19 protein-coding genes are annotated in these 17,719 nt (G+C 68.7%); 12 read left to right on the top strand and 7 right to left on the bottom strand.

The features are described from left to right. Nucleotides 1–98: 98 nt before the first annotated feature. Nucleotides 99–1,868: a Cdc6/Cdc18 family protein gene (locus P0R32_RS02440; protein WP_276238341.1), complete on the bottom strand. Its 1,770-nt coding sequence runs from the start codon at nucleotides 1,866–1,868 to the stop codon at nucleotides 99–101. A gap of 1,257 nt (nucleotides 1,869–3,125) precedes the next feature. Between P0R32_RS02440 and P0R32_RS02435 the strand changes: the two genes are divergently transcribed. The 6 genes from P0R32_RS02435 (at nucleotide 3,126) to P0R32_RS02415 (ending at nucleotide 7,562) form a co-directional block, all read left to right on the top strand. After that, complete coding sequence (locus P0R32_RS02435; RefSeq protein WP_276238340.1) at nucleotides 3,126–3,767, top strand: Era-like GTP-binding protein; 642 nt, start codon at nucleotides 3,126–3,128, stop codon at nucleotides 3,765–3,767. Continuing rightward, nucleotides 3,767–4,168 (top strand): DUF2073 domain-containing protein, encoded by a 402-nt coding sequence (locus P0R32_RS02430; RefSeq protein WP_276238339.1) that lies wholly within the window; start codon nucleotides 3,767–3,769, stop codon nucleotides 4,166–4,168. Before P0R32_RS02435 ends, P0R32_RS02430 begins: the two co-directional genes overlap by 1 nt. Nucleotides 4,169–4,171: 3 nt before the next feature. Beyond that, nucleotides 4,172–4,819 carry a Zn-ribbon domain-containing protein gene (locus P0R32_RS02425; RefSeq protein ID WP_276238338.1) on the top strand — a complete coding sequence of 216 codons (648 nt, stop codon included), beginning with the start codon at nucleotides 4,172–4,174 and terminating at the stop codon, nucleotides 4,817–4,819. 266 nt (nucleotides 4,820–5,085) lie between these two features. Next, the gene (locus P0R32_RS02420; RefSeq protein WP_276238337.1) at nucleotides 5,086–6,597 is read left to right on the top strand and encodes an MATE family efflux transporter; all 1,512 of its coding nucleotides are present in this window, start codon (nucleotides 5,086–5,088) and stop codon (nucleotides 6,595–6,597) included. Between the two features lie 86 nt (nucleotides 6,598–6,683). Further along, complete coding sequence (locus tag P0R32_RS17935) at nucleotides 6,684–6,773, top strand: hypothetical protein (RefSeq protein ID WP_432764783.1); 90 nt, start codon at nucleotides 6,684–6,686, stop codon at nucleotides 6,771–6,773. Beyond that, nucleotides 6,774–7,562, top strand: a complete 789-nt coding sequence (locus tag P0R32_RS02415) for a DUF7089 family protein (RefSeq protein WP_276238335.1) — start codon at nucleotides 6,774–6,776, stop codon at nucleotides 7,560–7,562. Nucleotides 7,563–7,613: 51 nt separating this feature from the next. Here the strand turns inward: P0R32_RS02415 and P0R32_RS02410 are convergent, their stop codons facing one another. Beyond that, the gene (locus tag P0R32_RS02410) at nucleotides 7,614–8,207 is read right to left on the bottom strand and encodes a DUF7090 family protein (protein WP_276238334.1); all 594 of its coding nucleotides are present in this window, start codon (nucleotides 8,205–8,207) and stop codon (nucleotides 7,614–7,616) included. A gap of 337 nt (nucleotides 8,208–8,544) precedes the next feature. On the opposite strand from P0R32_RS02410, the gene P0R32_RS02405 reads away from it, so the two are divergent. Continuing rightward, nucleotides 8,545–8,751 carry a hypothetical protein gene (locus tag P0R32_RS02405; RefSeq protein ID WP_276238333.1) on the top strand — a complete coding sequence of 69 codons (207 nt, stop codon included), beginning with the start codon at nucleotides 8,545–8,547 and terminating at the stop codon, nucleotides 8,749–8,751. Between the two features lie 57 nt (nucleotides 8,752–8,808). On the opposite strand, the gene P0R32_RS02400 is transcribed toward P0R32_RS02405, so the two are convergent. Beyond that, nucleotides 8,809–9,990: an aspartate kinase gene (locus P0R32_RS02400; RefSeq protein WP_276238332.1), complete on the bottom strand. Its 1,182-nt coding sequence runs from the start codon at nucleotides 9,988–9,990 to the stop codon at nucleotides 8,809–8,811. 222 nt (nucleotides 9,991–10,212) lie between these two features. On the opposite strand from P0R32_RS02400, the gene P0R32_RS02395 reads away from it, so the two are divergent. Together P0R32_RS02395 and P0R32_RS02390 are read left to right on the top strand one after the other, a co-directional pair. Then, nucleotides 10,213–10,653 carry a DUF2391 family protein gene (locus P0R32_RS02395; protein WP_276238331.1) on the top strand — a complete coding sequence of 147 codons (441 nt, stop codon included), beginning with the start codon at nucleotides 10,213–10,215 and terminating at the stop codon, nucleotides 10,651–10,653. Between the two features lie 115 nt (nucleotides 10,654–10,768). After that, on the top strand, nucleotides 10,769–12,034 hold the full coding sequence (locus P0R32_RS02390) for an MFS transporter (RefSeq protein ID WP_276238330.1): 1,266 nt from the start codon (nucleotides 10,769–10,771) through the stop codon (nucleotides 12,032–12,034). Between the two features lie 81 nt (nucleotides 12,035–12,115). On the opposite strand, the gene P0R32_RS02385 is transcribed toward P0R32_RS02390, so the two are convergent. Then, nucleotides 12,116–12,808 (bottom strand): metallophosphoesterase family protein, encoded by a 693-nt coding sequence (locus P0R32_RS02385; protein ID WP_276238329.1) that lies wholly within the window; start codon nucleotides 12,806–12,808, stop codon nucleotides 12,116–12,118. 60 nt (nucleotides 12,809–12,868) lie between these two features. Beyond that, nucleotides 12,869–13,459 (bottom strand): IMP cyclohydrolase, encoded by a 591-nt coding sequence (locus tag P0R32_RS02380; RefSeq protein WP_276238328.1) that lies wholly within the window; start codon nucleotides 13,457–13,459, stop codon nucleotides 12,869–12,871. Nucleotides 13,460–13,621: 162 nt separating this feature from the next. Here P0R32_RS02380 and P0R32_RS02375 point away from each other — a divergent pair, with 162 nt between their 5' ends. Next, a complete protein-coding gene (locus P0R32_RS02375) occupies nucleotides 13,622–14,254 on the top strand; it encodes a TetR/AcrR family transcriptional regulator (RefSeq protein WP_276238327.1) in 633 nt (210 codons plus the stop codon). A gap of 83 nt (nucleotides 14,255–14,337) precedes the next feature. Continuing rightward, the gene (locus tag P0R32_RS02370; RefSeq protein ID WP_276238326.1) at nucleotides 14,338–14,772 is read left to right on the top strand and encodes a DoxX family protein; all 435 of its coding nucleotides are present in this window, start codon (nucleotides 14,338–14,340) and stop codon (nucleotides 14,770–14,772) included. A 19-nt stretch (nucleotides 14,773–14,791) separates the two neighbouring features. Here the strand turns inward: P0R32_RS02370 and P0R32_RS02365 are convergent, their stop codons facing one another. Continuing rightward, the gene (locus P0R32_RS02365; protein WP_276238325.1) at nucleotides 14,792–15,484 is read right to left on the bottom strand and encodes a universal stress protein; all 693 of its coding nucleotides are present in this window, start codon (nucleotides 15,482–15,484) and stop codon (nucleotides 14,792–14,794) included. After that, a complete protein-coding gene (locus P0R32_RS02360; protein WP_276238323.1) occupies nucleotides 15,481–16,905 on the bottom strand; it encodes an APC family permease in 1,425 nt (474 codons plus the stop codon). Before P0R32_RS02360 ends, P0R32_RS02365 begins: the two co-directional genes overlap by 4 nt. Nucleotides 16,906–17,093: 188 nt before the next feature. Here P0R32_RS02360 and P0R32_RS02355 point away from each other — a divergent pair, with 188 nt between their 5' ends. Continuing rightward, complete coding sequence (locus P0R32_RS02355) at nucleotides 17,094–17,675, top strand: flavodoxin domain-containing protein (RefSeq protein ID WP_276238321.1); 582 nt, start codon at nucleotides 17,094–17,096, stop codon at nucleotides 17,673–17,675. Nucleotides 17,676–17,719: the final 44 nt, after the last annotated feature.

Genomic DNA, 17,719 nt, shown 5'->3' with positions numbered 1-17,719 from the left:
AAGGGCATCGTTTCGACTGGAACGCATGATTCGCTAGCGAAGACAGCGGGAGTCGGGGTGTCGGAGTCGAAACGAAGGGGTGGGGTGGAGCGCCTCGGTCAGTTGTCGAAGCGGGCCTGGACGAACGGCTGGACGTCCTCGATGTCGCCGAGGCGGGAGTCCGAGAGGAGGACAGCCTCGGTCTCCTCGACGGGGACCGAGAGGCTGATCTCCTTCGTCCGCCCGTAGCGACCCTTCGAGACGACGACGGCGTTGACGATGCCGAGCATGTCCAACTCGGAGATGAGGTCGGTGACGCGGCGCTGGGTGAGTACGTCGGCGTCGATCTCCTCACAGAGGCGCTTGTAGATGTTGAACACCTCGCCGGTGTTGACGTTGTGGACGCCGTTCTGCTCCAGGAGGATGATCGAGAACAGGACGATCTTACTCTGCGTCGGGAGCGTGCGGACGACCTCGACGACGCGGTCCAACTCGATTTTGTCCTGTGCTTGCCGGACGTGTGCCTCCTCGACCAGGTCAGCCTGCGAGCGCTCGGCGAGTTCGCCCGCAGTGCGAAGCAGGTCGAGCGCGCGGCGGGCGTCGCCGTGCTCCTGGGCTGCGAACGCCGCACACAGCGGGATCACGTCCTCTGTGAGCGCGTCGCCCTTGAACGCGATGTCCGAGCGGTGCTGGAGGATGTCCCGGAGTTGGTTCGCGTCGTACGGTGGGAACACGATCTCCTCTTCGCCGAGGCTCGACTTGACGCGGGGGTCGAGGAAGTCGGTGAACTTCAGGTCGTTCGAGATCCCCATGATGGAGATCCGGGAGTTGTTCAACTCCGAGTTCATCCGCGAGAGGTTGTACAGCGTGTCGTCGCCGGACTTCTCGACGAGTTTGTCGATCTCGTCGAGCATGATGACGACCACGCGCTCGTGGTAGTCGACGGCGTCGAAGAACGTCGTGTACACGCGGTCGGTCGGCCACCCGGTCATCGGCACCTCCTCGATGTCGTCGCGGTCGGCCTCGAGTTCGGCGATGCGCTCGTCGACGGCGTCGACGGAGTCGAACTCCGAGTCGGCGAGTGCGTCGGGGTGGTCGGTCGCCGCCGACCGGAGTTCGCGGAGGTCGTCGAGTTTCCCGTCGATGACCGCCTCGTTCTTCTCGATGAACTTGTTCGCGAGTTGCGCGAGCACGCGATACTGCGTGTCCGTCACCTCGCAGTTGATGTACTCGACCTCGCAGGGCACGTCGTACTTCTGGCTCGTCGACTCCAGTTCCTGGGAGACGAACTTCGCGGACGCCGTCTTCCCCGTCCCCGTCTTCCCGTAGATGAGGATGTTCGACGGCGTCTCCCCGCGCAGGGCGGACACGAGGATGGTCGCCATCTTGTTGATCTGGTCGGACCGGTGGGGGAGTTCGTGTGGCGTGTAGGACGGGCGCAGCACCTCCTTGTTCTCGAAGATCGGTTCTCCCGAGAGGAGGTCGTCGAACAGGCCGGTGCTGGCGCCGTCGTCGTCGGCCAGCACCTCGTCGACGTCGAGGTCGACGTCGGCGCGCGAGCGGGACCCCGACCCGAACTGGAAGGCGTTGCCGTCGACGTTCGGCGCGTCCGTGTCGGTCGGGTCGGTCGGGTCGGTCGAACCGGTGTCGTCGTCAGCCTCGGGGTCGGTAGAAGTGTCGTCGGCGGGGATGTCGTCGGTGGGGACATCGTCGGCGGGAACGTCGTCTGCGGGGACGTCCTCGGCGTCGGGGTCGGTGTCGGCAGTCGTGTCTGGATCGACGTCCGACTCTCTCGCCTCGGTCCGTTCCTCGCCCTGCGTAGACCCGTCGCCTACGGTGTCGGGTCCGTCGTCGTCCGCGCCGTCGGTGGTTGTCTCGTCCCGTGTCATCGATTTGTGTACCCCTTCGTTTCGACTGGAACCGTGCCGTTCACCCGCCGTATCCCGGCGTCTCTCCCGTCTTCCGTGGGGGTTGGTGGTCGCGTCGGCGACGGACGGCGTCCAGATGATGCAATCGAAACCGTTGGACAGCCTACGCAAAAGCGTTACTGTTCGATCGGGTCTGCGGGAGATGGGTACCGAAAGCGGCCGCCGAGATCTGCGGCGGAGGTGCCGTCGTCGCGACGAACTGTCGACGTGACCGATCCCAGCGTCGAGGAGGTGGTCGGAACCAGCGCCGCGGTCAGTCGCCGGCCGGCAGTCGCTGGCTGCCAGTCACCGGAGACCAGCTCAGCGTCCCGGTTTCGGTGTGACCGGTCGCGTGTCTCCGCCGGCTACGTAACCGGTTTCGACTAGAAGCCGGGGAGGTCGTCGGGGCGGTGAGCGACGGGGGAGTTCCGCCGTCGGGGGGTGGTTCCCGGACCCCCCCACCCCTTCGTTTCTGGTGGAACACGACGAGAGAGGGGGTGGGGGAGGGTGCGTCTAGACCTCGGCACCTTTATCACACATGCTAGCCAACAATATCCGCACCGCTAGCAAATAGCGTTATTTTAGGTGGTGTGGAAAGAGGAGGGAACGCCGAGCCGCGGCCCCACCCCCACCCTCACGCCCGGTTCCAGTCGAAACGGAGGGGTGGGGGTGGGGGTAACGGCCCGAGAACGGTCACTCCAGCGACAGGTGGTGCCCGAACGGTGACCGTGAAGACGGTCGAGCCACGACCCATTCTGCTCGACAGTTCACCCGTCTCTCCGCACGCGTCGTGCAACCGTCCGTCGCTAGCACGATGCTAATCGCCCGACGCATCGACGTTGCTCGTGTCGCCGCCTGTATTGTGCTGGTTGAGCCTCGTCCTTCGATGGTCGAGCGTCGAGAGCGGAATCGGTGGGAAGACGTCCCGCACGGATCGTGGGGTCGTCGATTCGACTCGTCCGCACTCTCCGGTACCGCGAGCGTTCGCGGACCGCGCTCCGCCCCCCGCTTCCGGTCGAACTGCCTCGAACGCCTGCGAAGCCCGTTCGGTGTCAACCGGTTCACTCGAGAGTCGACCTACTCCGACACCGGGTGCCGGTCTGTCGCTTCGACGCCGGAGTACGCCGTGCGATACGCGGAGAAGGCATGACGTAACCCGTCTGACGTAGTGCTTAAGTGGCGTCACTGGTTTGGAGCGATAACGCCCTCCACACGGGACGGAGGAGCACGGAGGCCAGGATGGGTCTGCTCACCAATCTCAGGGACAGCATCACACGGGTCACCGATCGGCTCTTCGCCGACGACGAACCCAAACGAATCGGGATCTACGGACCGCCGAACGCCGGGAAGACGACGCTGGCGAACCGAATCGCCCGCGACTGGACCGGCGACGCGGTGGGGCCGGAGAGTCACATCCCGCACGAGACGCGTCGCGCGCGTAGAAAGGAGAACGTAACCATCGAACGGAACGGGAAGACCGTCACCATCGACATCGTCGACACGCCCGGCGTGACGACGAAGGTCGACTACAAGGAGTTCCTCGACCACGACATGGAGAAAGACGACGCCGTCAAGCGGTCGCGCGAGGCGACCGAGGGCGTCGCCGAGGCGATGCACTGGCTCCGCGAGGACGTCGACGGCGTCATCTACGTGCTCGACTCCAGTACGGACCCGTTCACGCAGGTAAACACGATGCTCATCGGGATCATCGAGAGCCAGGACCTCCCGGTGCTCATCTTCGCGAACAAGGTCGACCTCGACGACTCCGACGTGAAGCGCATCTCCGACGCGTTCCCGCAACACGAGACGGTGCCGCTGTCGGCGCTGGAGGGGGACAACATGGAGGAAGTGTACGAGAAGATCGCGGAGTACTTCGGATAATGCCAGAAGCCACCACCCCGGACGACGGTGACTCCGGCGACGGCGTCAGGCTCGACTTGATCAGCGGCGCCCGCATGGAGGGGCTCACCTCCATGGAGAAGATCCGACTCATCCTCGACTCCGTCCGCGACGGCGACATCGTCGTCCTCGAGGCGGGCCTGTCGCCGGAGGAGGAGTCGAAGCTCATCGAGGTCACGATGACCGAGATCAGCCCGGACGACTTCTCCGGCATCGAGATCGAGACGTACCCCTCCACTCACCAGCCCAACCAGGGGCTGATGGGGCGACTCCTCGGCAAAGAGGAGTCGCCGAACAAGCTGACCGTGATCGGCCCGGCCAACCAGATCGAGACGCTGCACAAAGACGAGGACCTCATCAGCGCGCTCGTCTCCCGGAGGTAGTCGATGCCGCACCAGTGCACCAACTGCGGCCGCACGTTCGCCGACGGCTCCAAGGAGATGCTCTCGGGGTGTCCCGACTGCGGCGGCAACAAGTTCCAGTTCCGACCCGCGGGGTCGACCGACCAGTCCAGCGGCGCCGGGGCCGCCGAACAGCCGTCGACGCCGTCGCAGTCGACCGCCACGCCGGAGTCGACGCGGTCAGACGCTCCACCCGAAACGGTCGCCGACAGGGCGGGAGCACCGGATCAGTCGCCGACGCCGGACCAGCCCACCCCGACAGAGCGGTCGTCGACGCCCGCCTCGACCGGGAACGAAGACGGCGCACAGGCGAGCGCTCGCTCGGAGGTCGTCTCCGAAGACGAGATCGCCGCCGCGGCGCCGGAGCAGTCCGACACGTCGCCGACCGACGAGGTCGACGCGGGTGCGGACGCTCCCGCACCCGACGAGTCGGCGGACGAGGAGTCGGTAGACCCCAACCTCGACGCGCTCCGTCAGAAGCTCAACGACCAGTTCGAGTCGATCCGGATCGTCAGTCCGGGGCAGTACGAACTGAACCTCATGGAGTTGTACGACCGCGAGGAGTACATCATCTCACTTCGCGAGGACGGCCGCTACGTCATCGAGATGCCCGAAGGCTGGGACGACCGCTGACGCGGCGACGCGCAGACGCTCGGCCACTCGGGCGCACGCCTCATCCCCTCCGGTTCCACTCGAACCGTCGCACCCGACGGTGCGTCTCACTACTTCGACCCGCCAGTTTCGCCTCCACGGGTTCGACTCCGTCTCCGTCTCGTCTTCCGCCAGGCGGTTTCACTCGAACTGACCCGGTTCCGATGGCCGAGGCACCCGCGCCGGTTCCACTGGAACTCACCCGGTTTCGGTAGAGCCTTTTTCCACCGGCCGTCGATCCGAACCGGATGCTGTCATCGCTGCGCGAGCGCGCCCGCTCGGCGCTCCTCACGTTCCCCGTCCTCCTCGCGAGCCTCGGCCTCGTCGACCGCGAGAAGGGCGAGAAGGCGTTCGACCTGGCGGTCCCGGTGATGGTGACCGGCGGCCTCCGGACGCTCCTGCGCGTCGCCGACTTCCTGATGGTCGGGATGTACGCCGGCGGCGCCGCAATCGCGGCGCTGGAGTTCGGCTTCCAGTACTACTTCGTCCCGTTCGGCCTCGCGCTCGCGCTCACCTCGGGCACGATCAGCGTCGTCTCGCGGTTCCAGGGTGCCGGCGACCCCGCGGAGGCGAACTTCGTGATCAAGCAGTCGCTGTGGATCGCACTCGCGCTCGCCGTCCCGATCACCCTGTTCACGCACCTCTACAGCGAGGAACTGGTCGGCGTCCTCACGAACGACCCGCGAACGATCGCGCTCGGCGGCGACTACCTCCGAGTGGTCATGTACTCGGTCGGGTTCCGCTTCTGGTCGATGATCGCCGCCCGCGCACTCGCGGGGTCGGGCGACACCCGGACGCCGATGTACGTCCGCCTGCTCACGCTCCCGACGAACGTCGGCCTCAACGCAGCGCTCATCTTCGGCCTCGGTCCGTTCCCCGAACTCGGTGTCGTCGGCGCCGCGTGGGGGACCGTCGCGGCGACGACGCTCGCGGGCGTCGTGTTCACGTGGGCGCTGCTGTCGGGCCGCTACGCCGTCCGGTTCCCCGTGCGGGGCAAGCAGTGGGACACCGAGGTGGCACGCGAACTCGTCCGGGTGAGCCTTCCGCTGGCGGGGACTCGCCTCTCCAGAACGTTCGGGCGTTTCCCGTTCCTGTTCGTGCTCGGCGTGCTCGGCACCGACGTCGTCGCCGCGTACGCCATCGGTCGGCGGGTGATGCTCCTCGCACTCATGCCGGCGTGGGGCTACTCCACGGCGGCCTCGACGCTCGTCGGACAGGCCATCGGCGCCGGCGACGACGAGGAGGCCGACGAGTACGGCTGGCAGACGCTCCGACTCGCGCTCGTCACCCAACTGCTCATCGGCGCCGTCATCGCGGTGTTCGCCCGCCCGCTGGCGGCGGCGTTCGGGTCCGAGAACCTCGACCTCACGGTCACCTTCATCCGCGTGTTCGGGTTGGGTGTCGCCGGCTTCGCCGTCGCGCGGACGATGCGCGGCGGCCTGCGGGGCGCCGGCGACACGCGGTGGCCCCTGTACGGCGGGCTCCTCGGCACGTACGCGGTCCGTCTCCCCATCGCCGTCCTCGCCCTGCCGGCAGGGTACGCGGTGACGCTGTTCGCCGGGCCGCTCGCGGCGACGCTCGGCCTCGCGCCGCTGGTCGTGCCGCTCCCAGGCATGGATCTGGGGCTGCTCGCCGTGTTCGCGGCCATCGTCGGCGACCTGTACGCCCGGGCGGTCGTCAACCTCGTGCGCTACCACAGCGACGCGTGGAAGCGCGTCGCCCGCGAGGCCGGGGTCGGAGCGTCGGCGGAGGCGGACTGACTGCAGGGGCGTTCGGGTCGGATCTGCACGACCCGCCCCCGTCGCGTACTGAAGCCTTTATGCACCACGCCATGCCACGTCGGAACATGAGCAAGGCGACGAAGATCGTGCTCGGTACAGTCGGTGTCTCGACCGTCCTCGCGGTCGGGATCATCCTCGTTCTCGCGTTCGGGTAGATGGCCGGCTTCGAGCGTCGGGACCTGCCCGACCACGTCGAAGCCGTCCGCGAGGCGTACGCCCCGGAGAGCCTCGTGCTCGACGCCGCCGCGGACTTCGAGACCATCCCGCCGGAGGCCGCCGAGGAGTTGGGACTCCTCGTGGACGCGCTCGACCCGGTGGCGTACCCACCCGAGTGGCTCCCCGAGGACGCGCCGGCACAGCTCCGGCGCTACGCCGGGTCGGACTTCACCATCGGGATGCCCGGCGACGGGACGGTCGTGTGGACCCGCCAGACCGCCCCGCCGACGGTGATCGCGAAGAAGCGCGCGGAGGGGACCCCCGACGACTTCCTCGCGTTCCTGTTCGCGGAGGCGTTCGTCGAGGTGTCGCTCGACGTGCCCGAGCACTTCCTCGGCTTCTTCGAGGCGTCGTACCGCGACCTCGACGCGGCGACGCCGTTGGGCCCCAACGAGACGTACCAACTCGCCGCGGCGCTGTTCGACGCGTGGGTCGGCCTGCGGGTGCGCGAGGAGTTCCGCTCGTGGGAGGAGTCGCGCCCGCAACTGCACGCCGCGTGGGTCGACGCCGGCGACCGACTCGTCGACCGACTGGAGCACCTCTCGTCGGAGGTTGCGACGGGGAGCCTCTCCTTCACCGCGGCGACGGAGTACGCCTGCGCCGCCGTGAAACACGACCTCGACCTCCCGGCCCCGTTCTCGGCGCTGGACACCGCGGCCTACCGCGAACACGGCGCCGACTACGCGGTTCGGTGGGCGGAGAAGACGTTCGAGAAACTGGCCGAGTAGCGTCAGTCGGGGTGGTCACCACCGCCGACACCGCTTCTGTCGATATCGTTGCTACTCTTCGTCGAGGTCGACCGTCACCGACACGTCGCCGCCGTCGTCGAGGTCGATCACCACGTCGAACAGCGAGCGGAAACGATCCAACACCGACTGGTCGTGCACCTCGTGTGAGAGGTGGAACAGCCCCACGGCTTCGTGTTCGTCGAGGAGGTCGAGAATCTCGACGGTGGCGTCGTACACCCCGTCCACGTCCGCGTAGTACGCCAACTCGGTGAGCGAGTCGACGCTGAGGCGGCGCTTCCCGGCGTGAGAGGCGAGGAATCGTTCGACCTGTTCGACGACGCCGTCGAGGTCGTCCGGCGAGGAGACGTAGTGGAAGTGGTCGGAACTGCGCCGCGAGTAGCCACGCTCGACGGAGATGGTGTCGAGGATTTCCGCGCGCGACTCGTCGACCTCGTAGTGTTCGAGCTTCTGCTCGACCTCGCGGGCGGTGGTTCGCGTGGAGACGACGAGGAAGTTGTCGGTGTCTGCCTTCAGGAAGTCCGTGTCGACTCGGTCGGTCTCGCCGATGCTCGGGTGGAGCAGCAGTACTCCTGTCCCGCCGGGGATGGTGGTTTCGACGTCTCCGACGGCGAGCGTGTAGTCCATGGTGTCGACAGCGCCCGCTCGAACTTAAATTCCGCCGGGGGACGACCCGACCAGCGTGGGATCCTGCTCGGTACGGGCGTCCCGTCCGACCGTGGCTCGGGTGAGCGCCCGGTCGAGACCGACCGGGAGACACGCTGCGAGAGACACCGCGGTCGGCCTGTCGGTCGCCGCGGCGACGCGACTGCCCCCGCAACCAGCGCCGGGAGTGCCGACACCGGCGACGGCAACGGCCGAGGAGGGCGAGTGCCCCACCGACCGCGAAAAGACCTTCCCGAACCGGACGCAACCGGTGATCGAACAGTTGGCGGACGCGCCGTGCGCCGCTGACGACCTGACCATGGCACTCACGACCGTCGCCGTCGGCCTGTTCTTCGTTTTCGGGGGGCTGTACGTCATCCGAAACCCGCTCCTCCGGGGTGCGCGCGACCTGAACCTCGTGACGGCGGACGGCCCCGTGCCCGGGGAGCGGGGAGTCGCGTACGTCATCGGCGCCGTCCTGCTGCTCGTCGGCCTCGGGTTCACGTACCTCGGTCTGGCGTACTGAGGGGGCCAGACCGCCCTAACGCGTTACCGATCCGTGCGGGGAGTCGCACCCGCCGCTTCAGAACTCGTCTTGGACGATCCGGAGGACCTCCTCGCGGTCGTCCCACGCGACGAAGATGGCGACGGAGGTGGCGGAAGTGATGATGTCCTGTACGGTGATGCCGGCCTCGGCGATGGGGCCGACGATGTCGGAGACGACTCCCGGGCGATTCGGGAGTTCGCCGCCCATGACGCGGATGACGGCGTAGCCGCCTTCGGTGGACACCGACGAGAGCGACCCGTCGCCGACGACGACCTCGTCGTGGAGCGCCGCCTCGGCACGCTCGGCGGCGTCGGTGTCGACGTAGAACGTCACCGAGTCCATCCCCGAGGCGACTGCGTCGATGTTGATTCCCTCCTCACGGAGTGCCTCCGACAGGTCGGCGAGGATGCCCGGGCGGTTGCGGATGGCGCGCCCGGCGACGGTGATGCACGACAGCTCGTCTTCGCGCATGTCGATGAGGTTCTCGAAGCTCCCCTCGATGCGGGTGCCGCCGCCGAGGAGGTCGCCGTGCTGGTAGTGGACGACGCGCACGTCGAGGTCCTCGTCTTTGTACACCAGCGCCGAGGGGGCGATCACTTCGGCGCCGCGGAACGAGAGGTTGCGCAGTTCGTCGACGGTGATGCGCGCGACGTTGCGCGCCCCCTCGACGACGTGGGGGTCGCCCGTCATCACGCCCTCCACGTCGGTGACGATGACGACCTCGTCGGCGTCCATGTACTTCCCGAGCATGACGGCGGTCGTGTCGGAGCCACCGCGTCCGAGCGTCGTCACCTCGCCGTCGATCGTCTGCGCGAGGAAGCCGGTGATCACGGGGACGACGCCGTCCATCTGGGCGGCGAGTTCGGCCGCCCGCTCGCGCGTCGCCTCGACGTCGACTTCGCCGACCTCGTTGGTGATGACGGGCCAGTCGCCGACGCCGGGTTCGAGGAAGACGGCGTTGACGCCACGCGCCGACAGCGCGGCCTTGAGCATCCGCACCGAGGTGCGCTCGCCCATCGACACGATCTGGGCGCGGTCCTTGTCGCCCACCTCGAAGGTGATCTCGTCGAGCAGGTCGTCGGTGGTCGATCCCATCGCGCTGGCGACGACGGCGATCTCGTGGCCCTCCTCGACGGCGGCGGCGATCGAGTCAGCCGCTCGCTCGACGCGGTCGCCCGACCCGAGGGAGGTGCCGCCGAACTTCGCGACGACGCGCATTACGACGCCCCCCCGCGTACAGCCGTTGGACGAACGTCAGATTCTGCGTGATTCATGCCGCCGGATAACACGGGTCGCTGTTTAACCCTGTCCTCTGTCGCAATGGTCGCCGGGGTGGTGCTCGTCGACACGTCGCCCCTGGACGCGACCTCCCGACCGCGTCCCAGCCAGCGTCACCCCTCGGTGACGGGGTGTTTTATCCACGCCCGTCCACGGGCGGGTATGGTCGGACGAACCAGGCGGTTCGCACTCGCGGACACCGCCCAACAGGTCGTCGGCGGGTTCCTCCTCGCGGGGCCGTTCGTGGTCACCGACGAGGTGTGGGCCCTCGCCGTCGGGATGGAGTGGTACCAAGCGGTGACGACGGCGATCATCGTGCTCCTCGTGGGCTACGGCGCTCTCTACAAGGCCGACGACGACCGCGACCCCGACCGCGAGGCGGAGGTCGGCGGAATCCCCCTCCGGTTCGTCTCGCTCATCGCCGTCTCGTACCTCTCGGTCGCCATCCTCGCGCTGTCGTTCGACGCGCCCGCGACGCTCATCCCGAACCACGTCGAGCCGCCGGTGCCGATGCGCGATCAGATCTACATCACGCTGAAGGCGATGAGCGTCGGCGCCGTCTTCTCGGTCATCGGCGCGGCGACCGCCGACTCCGTGTTCTGAGTCGGGGGCGTCGCCGGTCGTCGGCCGCCTCCGTTCCGGAAGCGAGTTTCAGTAACTCGACCGACTGAAACCGCCTTCCGGGAACGGCTTTCCGGCAGATACGTGTACTCCCGATATGGTGTCGCCGATCCGTCGCTACTACGCCTATCGGGCGTCGCTGTCGTCGGGGTTCTACATCCCCGTCTCCGTCGTCTACATGGAGTCGAAGGGGCTGGGACTCCCAGAGATCGGTGCCGTACAGGCGGCGTTCCTCTTCTCGATGGTCGCCTGGGAGCTGCCGACGGGCTACCTCGGCGACCGACTCGGTCGCAGGACGGCGCTCGGCGTCGGGAGCGTCCTCACGGTCGCCGTGATGGTCGGCTTCGCGCTCGCGGACTCGACGGTCGGATTCGCGGTCGTCTACGCGTCGTGGGCGATCGCGTGGACCCTCAAGTCGGGGACGGCGGACGCGTGGCTGTACGAACTGCTGGCGCGCGACGGTGCCGTCGACGAGTTCTCGCGGTTCGCCGGTCGTGCTGACTCGACGCTGCTGCTCGTCTCCGGAGGTGCGGCGCTCGCGGCGGGGTTGTTGTACACCGTCGACCCGGTGCTCCCGTTCCTCGCGAACGCGATGCTGGCAGCGCTGGGGATTCCGGTCCTGATCACACTCCCACGGACGCACGGAGGCGACTCGCCGGACGCTGCCGCCCCCGCCGGCGGGAACGCTTCAGCCTCCGACAGCTCCGACGCGGGCGCCGCGGCGACTGCCACTGGTCCGACCGACACGACACTCGGGGTCCGCGAGGCGGCCGCCGTGCTCCGCAGCCAACTCACGCGACCGTCGATCCGGTGGATCGTCGTCTACGCGGCACTGTTCAACCTCGCGTTCTCGGTGACGCGGGTGTTCGAGCAGCCGGCGATGCGAGCCGTCGGCGTCCCCGTCGCCGGCTTGGGCGTCCTCTACGCCGCGTTCAAACTCGTGTCGGCGGTCGCCGCGAGCGCCGCCGGCCCGATCAGCGAGCGCCTCGGCACTCGCGGTGTCCTCCTCCTGCTGGTTCCAGTGATCGGCGTCACGTACGGCGCGTTCGCGGTCGTCCCCGTGCTGTTGCTCCCGGCGCTGTTCCTCCGGCGCGGCCTCCAACGGATCACACGGCCGGTCCGCAACGAGTACATCAACGACCGGCTGACTGGTGCCGGCCGCGCGACGGTGCTGTCGGGCGTCTCGATGGTGCTCACCCTCGTCTCCGGCACGGCGAACGTCCTCGGGGGGCGGGTCGCCGCCGCGGTCGGTCCGCTGACGTTCCTCTCGACGACCGGTGTCGCCGTGGCGGTGGCGGCGGGGGTGCTGTGGGTCGCCGTCCGGCCGGTGCGCGACGTGACGCCGCGCGGGGCGACCTCCTGAGGCGCGCGTTCGCCGCCGTGTTCGCCGCTCCCGCGCGTCGTTCGCGACGACCCTCTCCGGCCACCTGTCTCCGCCCGTGCGTCACTTCCCCTCGAACAGCCGGCTCCCGATCCGGTCGGGGAGCCCCGCCTCGGCCACCGCGTCGGCGACCGCGTCGACGTCGTACTCGACGCGTCGCTGGTCCACCTCCCGGGCCTCCACGTCGAGCACGGCGTACGCCGCTCGCGGGTCGCCGTCGCGCGGCTGGCCGACGCTCCCGGGGTTGACGACGACGCCGCGAGGGTACGACTCCACGCCCTGTACGTGGGTGTGGCCGAACACGAGCGCGTCCAGTTCCCACTCGTTCACGTCGAGTCGCTCGGCTGCCAGCCGAAGCAGGTCCTCCGACACCTGGTGGGGGTAGGTGTAGCGGTCGGGGTCGTCCGGGTGGCCGTGGACGACGGCGACGCGCCCGTCGGCGACGGTGCGTCGCTCCGGCAGTTCCGAGAGCCACGCAATCGACTCGTCGTCGAGCGTTTCCCGGGCGTACTCGACGCCCGCCTTCGCCATCGCGTTGAAGTTCGTGTACGGCCCGCCGGCGACCGCGCGGTCGTGGTTCCCCTGCACTGTCGCCATCTCGTGCTCGCGCACGAGGTCCACGCACTCGCCGGGCCACGGACCGTAGCCGACCACGTCGCCCGCACACACGAGACCGTCGACGGGTGGCATGTCGTCGAGAACCGCCTCCAGCGCGATCCGGTTGCCGTGCACGTCAGAGAGGAGGCCGAGTCGCATGGGCGGAGCAACGCCCTCCGGCCTGTTACCTCCGGCGCCGACCGACCGCAGATCCGCTGGTCACTCCGCGTCCGGGGCCGTGTTCTGGATGCCGAATCCGACACCCGCGTCGCCGACGTGGACGCCCGCCGCACACACCGCGTGCTCGTAGTCGAGGCCGTAGACGGTTCGTGCCGCCGCGACCGCCGTGCGCGGTTCGAACTCGAACGGACGGGGCTCGTTCTCCTCGTACGTCGCGACGAGGTGGGGTTCGTCGACCTCGCGGACGAGCAGCGCGTCGCGGCGCACGATGCCGACGTAGCCGGCGTCCTCCTCGACGATGCCCGCCACGCGCGGGGTGTCGTAGTCGTCCTTCTCGTAGTCCATCGCGTGCAGCGCCTCGACGAGCGCGTCGCGTGCCGGGTAGCCGCGCTCGTACTTCTCGGCGATCGGGTCGACGTGCGAGCCGTTGCCGATCACGACGCCCTCGCCCGCCGTCCGGGCGCAGTTGTACGAGACGTAGGGGTTGTCCGTCTCCTCGGCCTCGGCGGTCGGCACGACCGTCAGCGTGTCGTCGCCGCGTCGCGTCACCTGTCGGTTCGGGAACGACCGCGAGGAGACTCGGTAGGCGCCCACCTTCGGTCCGACCACGACGAAGCGTCCGATGTACATACACGTGTGTGGATACTCTCGGGACAAGTAGGTAGTGATCTATACACGGTCACCCCGCCGAGCGTCGACGACCGGGCACCCTCGGCGTCTGCCGCACGGGCGCGGGTGACATCCCCGCTTTCGAGGACTTCATTACCGCACGACTGTGAGAGAGAACATCCGATGAGCGAGTCCAGCGACGACGAGGTGACTGCGTGTGGCGACAGGAGCGAGGTGGAGACGCTCATCATGGAGGCGACGTTCCGGGCGCTGAAAGACCACGGCTACGCCGAGTTGACGGTCGCACACATCGCCGACGAGTTCGAGAAGAGCAAGTCGCTGCTGTACTACCACTACGACTCCAAAGACGACCTCATCGCCGGCTTCCTCCGGTTCGCGGGCGACCACTTCCTCGCGATGCTCGACGAGGCCGAGCGGGACACCACCGGCCCGTTGGACCGCCTCCGCGCGTACGTCGACATCTACCTCGCCGCCGAGGTGGACGAGGAGATGGCCGACGCCCAGCGACTGATGATCGACCTGCGGGCGCAGGCGGTGTCGGAACCGCGCTTCCGCGAGGAGTTCACCCGCATCGACGCGCACATCCGCGAGCGCCTCGCGAGCGCGGTCGCAGACGGCCTCGCCGACGGCACCATCGACGAGGACGTCGACCCCGACGCCGCCGGTGCGTGGCTCCTCTCGACGCTCACGGGGACCATGCTCCAGCGTCACACCGCCGACTCCGACGTGGTCACACCGGTGCGTGCCATGCTCCACGGCCGGATCGACGAGTTCACCGCCGGGAGCGACGCGTAAGCGTCGACTCACGCGGCCACGAGGCTGTGGACCGGGAGGTGCGGGGCGGACAGGCTTTTGCTCGCTGCCGATGTGTCACACGTATGAGCGAAACGCTCGCGTCAGCGCCGTCGACCGAGTCCGACTCCCCCGACGAGCAGGCATCCGCCGACCACAGATCGCTCTCGCGGGTCGGGCGCGTCCTGTTCGGCCTCGGTCTCGCGCTGCAGGCCTCGGAGGACTTCCGCGACATGGACGACACCGTCGAGTACGCCGAGTCCGCGGGCGTCCCGGTGCCCGAACTGGCGGCGCCGTTCGCCTCGGGGATGATGCTGGTGTGTGGTCTCGGCATCGCGCTGTGGCGGTTCCCGCGGATCGCCACCGGCGGCGCCGCCACGTTCCTCGCGGTGGTGACGACGACGATGCACGACTTCTGGAACGAGGAGGGCGACGCCAGCGGCGAGCGCCTCGCCTTCTTCGGCAACCTCGCGATGTTCGGCGCCGCGCTGGCGTTCCTGCGTGAGGCGTACCGCCGGTAGGGCGCTGAGCCGTCCCGGACTACTCGCTAGCTGGTGGGTCCCGCCGCACGACGAGCACCGGCCCGACCGACTCCTCGGCCACGCGGTCGGTGATGTCGCCGAAGAGGAACGACCGCAGCGACGGCGCGTGTTCGCCCATCACGATGGCGTCGTGGTCGGGCACGGCGGCCACCACGGCGTCGAGGGGGTTCGACGCCGTGGCCGACACCGTCTGGGCGTCGATTCCCGCCGCCGCCAACTGCGACTGGGCGGCGGCCAGCGACGTGTCGCCCTCGTCGCCCCCGACCCGGAGGAGCGTCACCTGGATCTCGCGATCCCCGACGAGGTCGGTCACGAACTCGAGGATCCGGTCGGCGGCGACGTCGCCGGACAACGACACCAGCAGTCGGTCGATGGTGCCGGTCGCGCCCGGGATGACGTACGACCGGGCGCCGACCTCGTCGGCGATCCGCCGGACCGAGGCGTGTTTGTCGTCCGTGAAGACGAGTCGGTAGTCGGCTGCACCGCCGGCGTCCCGGAACTCCGCCGCGATGTCCGCCAGCGCCTCGTTCGCGCGGTCGCTGTACTGGTGTCGGGCCTGGTCGGGCGGGGTCTGTTCGGGGAGGACGTGGTACCCCATCACGGTCACGTCCATCGTCCCGAGCAGGTCGACCAACCCGAGCGACACCGCCTGGTTCTCCAGCACCGCGACGGGAACGACGACGCGGGTCACGACAGCGCCCCCTTGAGCGAGACGTCACGTGCGTAGTAGGCGTACCACCCCGCCGTCGCGAGCATGACCCCGACGCCGATGATCTGCGAGAGGGGCTGCATGAACCCGATGAGCGCGAAACTCGCGAGCGCGCCCACCACCGGGACGACCGGATACCCCGGCGTCCGGAAGTCGGGGTCGTACCAGTCGGGTTCGTCGCGTCTGAGCACCAACAGCGCGACACAGATGAGCCCGTAGAGGACGAGGTGCAGGAACGACGCCACCTCGGCCAGTACCTCGACTCGCCCGGTCGCCACCAGCACCAGGATCGGCCCGCCCGCCAGCCCCAGTGCCACGTGCGGGGTCCCGTACCGGAGGTTGATCCGACTCGCCCACCGCGGCAACAGCGCGTCCTTCGAGACGGCGTACACCGCGCGGGAGGTGCTCAGGATCGACGCGTTCGCGCTCGACATCGTCGCGAGGAGTCCGCCGAACACGATCGCCAGCGCACCGACGTCGCCGAGGTAGTGGCGCCCGACGTCGACCATCGCGGTCTCGCCCAGACTCGCGAGTTCGACGCTCCCGAACGCGCTCGTCGCGACGAAGATCGTCACGACGTAGAGGATCCCGACGACGACGACCGACCCGACCATCGCCAGTGGGAGGTTGCGCCCCGGTCGCTTCATCTCGCCCGCGACCGTCGCGACCTGCGCGAACCCGAGGTAGGAGGTGAACACCAGCGCCGCGGTGGTCAACACCGGGAACGGCCCGAACGGCAGGAACCGTTCGGGCGGGCTGGCGGGACCGATCACCCCGAGGGCGTCGGCGGACCCCCACGCCAAGACGACCACGAGGATCGACAGGAGCAGCGCCACGACGGCGTTCTGGAGTTTCGCGGCGTTCTCGGTTCCGGTGACGTTCAACACGGTGAACCCCACCCCGAACACTAACGCGATCGGGATGACGAGTCCGCTCCCGAGTGTGATGCCGAGTTCGGCGAACGTGTCGACGACGTAGAAGCCGAAGCCGACGAGGTAGAACGCGGTCGCGAACACCAACCCGAACCACAGCGACAGGCCGACGACGGTGCCCGCGAGCGTCCCCAGCCCCCGGGAGATGAAGTAGTAGCCGCCGCCGCTTTTGGGCATCGCGGTCGCCAACTCCGACGTCGGCAGGGCGACCAATAGGGCCACGAGGCCGCCGAGGGCGAACGACCCCGCGGCCGCCGGCCCCGCCCGTCCCGCCGCCAACCCCGGGAACACGAAGATGCCCGCGCCGATCATCGTCCCGACGCCGATTGCCAGTCCGCCGGGGAGTCCGAGCGTCCGTTCGAGGTCGGCGTCCTCGGTGTACGTCGTCTCGTCGGCCTCGACGGCCCGCTCGACGTCGGGCGCGTCGCCCTCGATGTTCGTCCCCAGGGACGGCGATTCCTCAGCACTCATACATGTCTGTCCCGCTCGCCCGTTGTAACTGTGACGGGGGTTGGCCGGTCGAGACGAGGTGACCGTCGACGGCGGGGTCGGCACCGTCCACCTCGCCTCGCTCGCAGTCGGTGGCGCCGGCCACAATCGATCGCTATCCGACGACACACCTTCTTGCCCCGACGTGGCGACTCGGCTATCCATCGGAGATGCTCTCGATCCTCGTCGCGTACGCCACTGGTGAGGGACAGACCGCCGCGGTCGCCGACCGAGTCGGCGCCGTCGTCGAAGCGCGCGGCCACGCCGTCGACGTGGTCGACATCGGCAGGGAGTCAGCCCTGGCTGTCGACGACTACGACGCGGTGATCGTCGGGTCGTCGATCCACTACGGGCGCCACGGGAAGCGGGTTCGCCGGTTCGTGCGCGACAACCGCGAGGCGCTGACCGCGCGACCGACGGCGTTCTTCCAACTGTCGCTCGCGTCGGCGGCGGACACCGAGGAGGGAGTCGAGGAGGCGGCGGGCTACGTCGAGGCGTTCCTCGAGGCGACCGACTGGCACCCCGACCGCATCGCCCAGTTCGGCGGCGCGCTCCGCTACTCGAAGTACGGATTCCTCAAGCGGCTCATGATGCGGCGGATCGTCGGCGACGACTTCCCCGATGTGGACCCCCACGGCGACACGGAGTTCACCGACTGGGCCGAGGTCGAGGCGTTCGCCAACGACGTGGCGGCGTTCGCCGAGGGGCGGGTGGGCGTCGTCCCTCGCCCCTCGACCGACGACGGGCCGTAACCGCCGACGGCGCTCCCGCTCGTCGGTTTCCTTCGCAACACTCA

Source organism: Halobaculum marinum, assembly GCF_029338555.1.
Classification (GTDB): domain Archaea; phylum Halobacteriota; class Halobacteria; order Halobacteriales; family Haloferacaceae; genus Halobaculum; species Halobaculum marinum.
This window is presented reverse-complemented; position numbering and strand designations above follow the sequence as displayed.

Excerpts from the sequence above, each read along its gene's own strand:
- P0R32_RS02425 (WP_276238338.1), top strand. The coding sequence starts at position 4,172 with ATGCCGCACCAGTGCACCAACTGCGGCCGCACGTTCGCCGACGGCTCC.
- P0R32_RS02395 (WP_276238331.1), top strand. The coding sequence starts at position 10,213 with ATGGTCGGACGAACCAGGCGGTTCGCACTCGCGGACACCGCCCAACAG.
- P0R32_RS02420 (WP_276238337.1), top strand. The coding sequence starts at position 5,086 with ATGCTGTCATCGCTGCGCGAGCGCGCCCGCTCGGCGCTCCTCACGTTC.
- P0R32_RS02385 (WP_276238329.1), bottom strand. The coding sequence starts at position 12,808 with ATGCGACTCGGCCTCCTCTCTGACGTGCACGGCAACCGGATCGCGCTG.
- P0R32_RS02405 (WP_276238333.1), top strand. The coding sequence starts at position 8,545 with ATGGCACTCACGACCGTCGCCGTCGGCCTGTTCTTCGTTTTCGGGGGG.
- P0R32_RS02375 (WP_276238327.1), top strand. The coding sequence starts at position 13,622 with ATGAGCGAGTCCAGCGACGACGAGGTGACTGCGTGTGGCGACAGGAGC.
- P0R32_RS02400 (WP_276238332.1), bottom strand. The coding sequence starts at position 9,990 with ATGCGCGTCGTCGCGAAGTTCGGCGGCACCTCCCTCGGGTCGGGCGAC.
- P0R32_RS17935 (WP_432764783.1), top strand. The coding sequence starts at position 6,684 with ATGAGCAAGGCGACGAAGATCGTGCTCGGTACAGTCGGTGTCTCGACC.
- P0R32_RS02355 (WP_276238321.1), top strand. The coding sequence starts at position 17,094 with ATGCTCTCGATCCTCGTCGCGTACGCCACTGGTGAGGGACAGACCGCC.
- P0R32_RS02430 (WP_276238339.1), top strand. The coding sequence starts at position 3,767 with ATGCCAGAAGCCACCACCCCGGACGACGGTGACTCCGGCGACGGCGTC.
- P0R32_RS02380 (WP_276238328.1), bottom strand. The coding sequence starts at position 13,459 with ATGTACATCGGACGCTTCGTCGTGGTCGGACCGAAGGTGGGCGCCTAC.
- P0R32_RS02435 (WP_276238340.1), top strand. The coding sequence starts at position 3,126 with ATGGGTCTGCTCACCAATCTCAGGGACAGCATCACACGGGTCACCGAT.
- P0R32_RS02415 (WP_276238335.1), top strand. The coding sequence starts at position 6,774 with ATGGCCGGCTTCGAGCGTCGGGACCTGCCCGACCACGTCGAAGCCGTC.
- P0R32_RS02360 (WP_276238323.1), bottom strand. The coding sequence starts at position 16,905 with ATGAGTGCTGAGGAATCGCCGTCCCTGGGGACGAACATCGAGGGCGAC.
- P0R32_RS02390 (WP_276238330.1), top strand. The coding sequence starts at position 10,769 with ATGGTGTCGCCGATCCGTCGCTACTACGCCTATCGGGCGTCGCTGTCG.
- P0R32_RS02410 (WP_276238334.1), bottom strand. The coding sequence starts at position 8,207 with ATGGACTACACGCTCGCCGTCGGAGACGTCGAAACCACCATCCCCGGC.
- P0R32_RS02370 (WP_276238326.1), top strand. The coding sequence starts at position 14,338 with ATGAGCGAAACGCTCGCGTCAGCGCCGTCGACCGAGTCCGACTCCCCC.
- P0R32_RS02440 (WP_276238341.1), bottom strand. The coding sequence starts at position 1,868 with ATGACACGGGACGAGACAACCACCGACGGCGCGGACGACGACGGACCC.